Genomic DNA, 5955 nt, shown 5'->3' with positions numbered 1-5955 from the left:
CGCCGGCGGATGGCTGCTGTCGCCAAGCCCGCCGCACCCGTCCGGCGCCACGGCGCCAGCGGGGTCGGCGGCGGCACAGATGGAGGCCAGCACGTCGCCCGCCTCGACCGACGGCAGCTGGTCGGGGTCGCCGAGAAGCACCAGGCGCGCGCCCTCGGGCACCGCTTCGGCAAGCTTGCACATCAACGGCAGGTCGACCATCGAGGCCTCGTCGACCACCACCACGTCGTGCAGCAACGGGTTGTCGGCGTCGTGGCGGAACCGAGGGCTGCCCGGGATGGTGCCGAGCAGGCGGTGCAGGGTGGTGGCGTGGTCGGGCAGTCCGTCCAGCCAGGCCGGATCGAAGCCTTCGATGCTGGCCATGCGGGTGATCGCGGCCTGCAGGCTTTCGGCCATGCGCTCGGCGGCACGACCGGTTGGCGCGGCCAGCGCGATCCGCGGCGCGGCATGCCCGGCCAAGCGCGCCTGGGCGAGCAGCAGCACGAGCATCCGCGCGATCGTGGTGGTCTTGCCGGTGCCCGGCCCGCCTGTCACCAGCAGCAGCGTGCGTTGCAGGGCGAGCGTGGCAGCGCGGGCCTGCAACGGGTCGGCGTCGCCCGGCGGGAACAGGGCGTCGCGCACCGCGTCCAGTTCCGCTGCATCCGCGAGGCCAGCGGTGTGGGGGCGGCGCTCGGCGAGCACGCGAAGGCGGCTGGCAAGCCGGTGCTCGTACTCGCGGTAGCGGCGCAGGTAAAGCAGGCCGTGCTCGAGTACCAGCGGGCGCCGGGCGGCGTGGCCGCTGGAATCGGTCGCGACCCACTGCGACTCCGCCAGCACGGCGGTCCAGTGGGAGGCGTCAGGCCATTCCGTCCCGTCTTCCAGCAGGCCCTTCGGCTTTGCCGGGTCGAACCCCGCGTGACCGTGCGACACCGCCAGCGAGGCCAGTGCGGCACCGGCCAGGACCAGCTCCGGAGTCGCGGGGTCGAGCCGGCGCAGGGTGGCGGCGAACTCCCGGTCCAGCATCCGCAGGTGGCCGCCGCGGACGAGCGTGTCGAGCAGGCTCATGCGGCGTCCCCGGCGAACAGCGCGTCGAGCGCGTGCACCAGCGCCGGTTCCGGCCGGTGCGCGTGGACGCCTTCGCGGCCGTCCGGCGCGAGCCCACGGCTGAAGACGTAGCGCACACCGCCAAAGTCGCGCGCGTAGTCGTATCCGCTGCCGATCCGGAACCGCAGCCAGCGGTGCAGCGCGAGGGTGTACAGCAGCGCCTGCAGGTCGTACTCGCTGTGCGCCACTGCCGCGTCGAGGCTGGCTGCGTCGTAGCCGGACAACCGGTTGGACTTGTAGTCGAGCACGTACCAGCGGCCGCCGGCGGTGTAGGTCAGGTCGATCTTGCCGGTCATCAGGCCTTCCAGCCGCTGGCGCGCGCCGAACGCATGGCGTGCGGCGAGCACGCCGTGGCGGTGCAGCAGGGCGATCAGCGCGTCGACCCGGGTCGGCGCCAGCGCGAAGTGGAACTCCNGGCGGTGTAGGTCAGGTCGATCTTGCCGGTCATCAGGCCTTCCAGCCGCTGGCGCGCGCCGAACGCATGGCGTGCGGCGAGCACGCCGTGGCGGTGCAGCAGGGCGATCAGCGCGTCGACCCGGGTCGGCGCCAGCGCGAAGTGGAACTCCATCTCGGCGCGGCGCGCCTCGAGGGCCAGGTCGCACAACCGGCCACCCTCGGGCAGCGGCGCGACCAGGGTGTGGCCGACCAGCCCGGCCAACAGCGCCACGCCGTCCTCGAGGTCGGCGTCCGGGTAACCCCCTGCGCGCAGCGCGGAGCGCAGTGGCGCGTCCTCGCCCGGTGGCGGCGTGTCGCCATCACGCCAGTCGCGCCACGCGTCGAAGGCGACATGTTCAAGCGCGTCGTGCAGCACGTTGCCGAAACGGCTGCCGGCGAAGCGCGCGTCGAACGTGGCGCGCGGATCGTCGACGCGGCCCTCGGTTGCGGCGTCCGCCGGCGCCATGGGCGTGGGGTGGTCGCCGAGCGTTTCGTCGTCGGCGCCGTGCTCGGCACGGGTGGCGGAGGCAAGCGGGGTGGTGCCCTCGCCCGCGTCGGCGCGCGCCAGCTGGGTGAAGCTGTAGACCCACCAGTCGCGCGCGATCGCGCGCTGGGCGACGCGGGCGGGCGGGACGGGGTCCTCGTGCAGCGGCGGCAGCGGTGTAGGCAGTGGACCGACCGGGCTGTCGTCGATGGCGATCGCGTCATCGTCCCGTGCGCGCGAAAGCCCATCCAGCAGCGGCGCGATGCGGGTGCGCTGATGGTTGGAGAACGCACCGGTGGCAAGCCACAACGCGTGGCGCGCGCGGGTCAGGCCCACATAGAGCAGGCGCGCATCCTCGCCCTGCTCCTCCTCTGCGTGGCGCGCGCACGCGTCCTTCCACGCCTGCGATGCCTTGTCGATCTTCCAGTGCAGCACGCGACGGTCGCCGTCGTGGACGGCGTGGTGACGGGCATCGTTGCGCCCGTTGCCACCGATGCCGACGAACGGCAGGAAGACCAGCGGGTACTCAAGCCCCTTGCTCTTGTGCAGGGTCACGATCTGCACGCGGTGCGCGTCGGATTCCAGCCGCAGCAGCTGGGTTTCGTCATCCCGGTCGGCCTCGGCGATCGCCACGCGCAACCAGTCGAGCTGGCCATGCAGGCCCGGCATGCGTGTCTGCGCGTCCTGCATCAGCTCACCCAGCTGCAGCAGGTTGGTTAGCCGGCGCTCGCCATCGAGCAGGCCGAGCAGGCGCTCGGCCGCCGCGGCGCACAGGTCGGCGACAAGGGCGAATGGACCGCTGCGCTGCCAGCGCTCGCGCCAGTCCTGCGCCTGTTGCTGGAGCCGGGCATGGGTGGCGCCGTCGTCATCGAGCGCTGCGATCCGCGCCGCATCGAAACCGAGCAGCACGGTCGCGAGCGCGGCACGCAGCCGGCTGTCGTCGGCCGGGTGCAACAGCGCCTCGAATACCGCCAGCAGCTCGAGCGCCTCGTCGGTCACGAACAGGCTCTGGTTGCCGGCTGCCACCGCGGGGACGCCGGCGGCAATCAGCGCGAGCTGCATCCGGGTCGCCTCCCGATGGCTGCGCACGAGCACGGCGATGTCGCCGGCGACGAGCGGCCGGCCGTCGATGGTCGTGGTGCCGGCGCGGGCCTCGCACAGCAGCGCGTGGATCTCGCCGACACAGGCCAGCGTGGCGAGCTCGCGCGAGCGGTCGGCCAGGATGGCGTCCGACGGCGGCGCGTCCGGGTCTACGATCGAGCGGACGACCAGTGCGGGGGCGGGGTGTCCGCCACGCATGAAGTCCCCGTCGCGTCGACGGCCGCCCGGCTGCACCCGCATGAAGCGGATGCGCGGATCGACGAACGGCGACGGCGCCGCGGTGTCGTCGGCTGCCCGGTCCGTCGGGTCCGTCGGGGCGACCCCGCCATACAGCGTGGCGATGGCGCGGAGCAGGCCCGGCCGCGAGCGGAAGTTGCGGTCGAGCGGTGGGGCCGGCTCGGCCGCGGCGGCGGCCTCGAGGTAGGTGTGCACGTCGCCACCGCGGAAACCGTAGATCGCCTGCTTGGGGTCGCCGATCAGGAACAGCGCGGGCGGATGGCCGGGCAGCTCCGCCGTCGCGTCATCGGCACCGCCGCCGTTACCGAACACCCGACGGAAGATCGACCACTGCCGCGGGTCCGTGTCCTGGAACTCGTCGACCAGCGCGATGCGGTACTGCTTTCGCAAGGCCGCGACGAGCGCATCCGCGCGACCACGGTCGGCGTCGTCCAGCGCGTTGGCGACCCCATCGATCAGGTCGTCGTAGGTTTGCAACCGGCGCGAGCGCTTGAGTTCCGCCAGCCGCGCGCGCGCTTCGGCGCGGATGCGGTGGAGGAACGCGATGCTGCGGGCTTCGAGCCAGCCGTCGTAGCGGGCGCGGGCATCGAGGAACGCATCGACCGCGTCGCACAGCGATGCCTGCGGCGTGCGGCCCTGGCCGCCCTTGTTGGTCTTCTGGAGCAGCGTCCGCGCACCCAGGCGGGACACCTTGTCGTCCAGCGCGAGGGTCGGGTCGGCACGATCACACCATTGCTGCAGGATGCGCCAGCAAGCGTCGAGCGTCTCGGCCTTGTACATGCCGGCGTTGATGAACCTGGCCGCGACCGCCGCGTCGAGGTCGTCGCGCAATTCGCCACCCCCACTGGCAAACGCCTCGCGCAGTACCCCGGCCGCTTCGATGAGCGCCGGCAACGGGTTGTGATCGCCGGTTGGCCCGGGCTCAGGCAGCAACGGATCATGCGACAGCAGTGCGCGAAGGTCGTCCCGCAACTGCTCGGGCGTCGACCACAGGCGCGCCAGCAAGGGCGCGTCGTCGGCATTGGCGGCCGCCGTGCGCCAGAGGTCGGCGGCCAGTTCCTCGCGCAGCGCGGCGTCGGTGGTGAGCAGGGTCCGGGCATCGAAACCGTGGTCGCTCTCGAGCGCGTGTTCGCGCAGCACCCGCGCGCAGAACCCATGGATGGTGAAGATCGCTGCGAGGTCGACTTCCCATACCGCCTGCCGCAGGCGCCGAGCGAGCTGCGCGCGGGTCTCGTGACCTTCGGCCAGGTGTCGCTCGACGATCGTCCGGCTCAGTGCCGCGGCGGCATCGCCGTCATCGTCGGCCGCCTGGTTCACCACCCGGGCGGCCAGTTCCAGCCGTTCCCGGATGCGGCTGCGCAGCTCCTGGGTGGCGGCCTCGGTGAAGGTCACCGCCAGCACCTCGCCGATGCGCAGCCCGCGCTCGACGACCAGCCGGGTGACCAGGGTGGCGAGGGTGAAGGTCTTGCCGGTGCCGGCACTGGCCTCGATCAGGCGCACGCCTTCCAGCGGCAGGTCCAGGTAGGGATCGAGGGCGGACGCGAGCAGGTCGGGCGCATTCATGCGGTGGCCTCGCGGGGACCGGTGGCCGGGCCGTCGTCGACGAAGCCCTCGAACGCGACGCCATCGACCAGCGCGCGGAAGATGCGCGCATTGATGTCCTCGAAGCGCCGGAACATCACCGCGTCATCGAACAGCACACGGCCGCGCAGGGTCAGCCGGAACGCCGCGGCGCTGCCTTCGCCCCATTGCTGGTGACCGCCTTCCCAGCGCTCGCGCGCCTTCTTCAGTGCCACGTCGGGGCGGTCTTCGTTGTAGTAGGTCCAGCCGGTGTACGGCCCCCAGGGCAACGGGTCGGCCAGGCCCTTCGCCCGCAGCTCCAGCAACACCCGCAACGCGTCTCGCGCCGCGGCCGGGGCCAGTGGCGCGCGTTCGTGGAGTGCCGGCCCGTCGCCGCTGTCGTGGAACTGCACCAGCGCGCGTGGGGTGTCGCTGGCGCAGGCGAGCAGCCAGTCGAGGCCATCGCGGACCGTCGAGGGGCCGTTGGGCGACCCCACGCGCACGCGTGCGAGCGCATCGCCGTAGTCGTCTTCGATGCGGCCGCGCACGTGCACCGCGCCGCCCGGCAGGTCGATGCCGACGTCGACCGGGAGCGACGCGGGCTGGCGGCCATTGCGCCAGTCGTTGAACAACCCTGCGTAGGCGCGCGTTTCACCCACGAGCGCGTCCAGCTGGGTCGCCGCCAACGGCCCGTGGGGCAGCAGGCCGCGCGCGCGCAGGCGTTCGTGCAGGTCGCCGGTGTCATCGGCGATCGCCGCTTCCAGCACCGCGGTCTGCAGGTGATGCTTGTCGAGCCCGCGCGCCGGCAGCAGCAGCGGTTCGACATCCTCGACCGACGCGACCTCCTCCGGCAGCCGCAGCCCGAGCCGGCGCCGCAGATACTCACCGGCCGGATCGCGCAGGAAGCGGCGCAGCTCGGCGATCGTCACGACCTCCGGTTCGTCATCGGCGGGCCTTGCCGCCAGCGGTCCGGTGCTCCAGGCCGGCACCGGCTCGCGCTGGTCGCTGCGGCGCCCCGCGGCCGGGTGCCACTCCGCGCGGAAACTGAAGCGGCG

Annotated in this window: 1 protein-coding gene and 2 pseudogenes; all 3 read right to left on the bottom strand. The window is 72.8% G+C overall.

All coding sequences use genetic code 11. The features are described 5' to 3' along the window. Positions 1–1044: AAA family ATPase (locus tag ACKVMH_RS12360; RefSeq protein WP_412700523.1), on the bottom strand; the 1044-nt coding region annotated here is incomplete at its 3' end. After that, positions 1044–4903 (bottom strand): annotated as a pseudogene (locus ACKVMH_RS12350) (PD-(D/E)XK nuclease family protein); the annotation flags it as partial. The pseudogene ACKVMH_RS12350 and the gene ACKVMH_RS12360, both read right to left, overlap by 1 nt. Further along, positions 4900–5955: pseudogene (locus ACKVMH_RS12345) on the bottom strand (exodeoxyribonuclease V subunit gamma); the annotation flags it as partial. The pseudogenes ACKVMH_RS12345 and ACKVMH_RS12350, both read right to left, overlap by 4 nt.

The sequence above is a fragment of the Lysobacter zhanggongensis genome (genome assembly GCF_046638635.1).
Classification (GTDB): Bacteria; Pseudomonadota; Gammaproteobacteria; order Xanthomonadales; family Xanthomonadaceae; genus Novilysobacter; species Novilysobacter luteus.
Note: the sequence above shows the minus strand (reverse complement) of the source record. Positions and strands in the feature narration are given on the sequence as shown.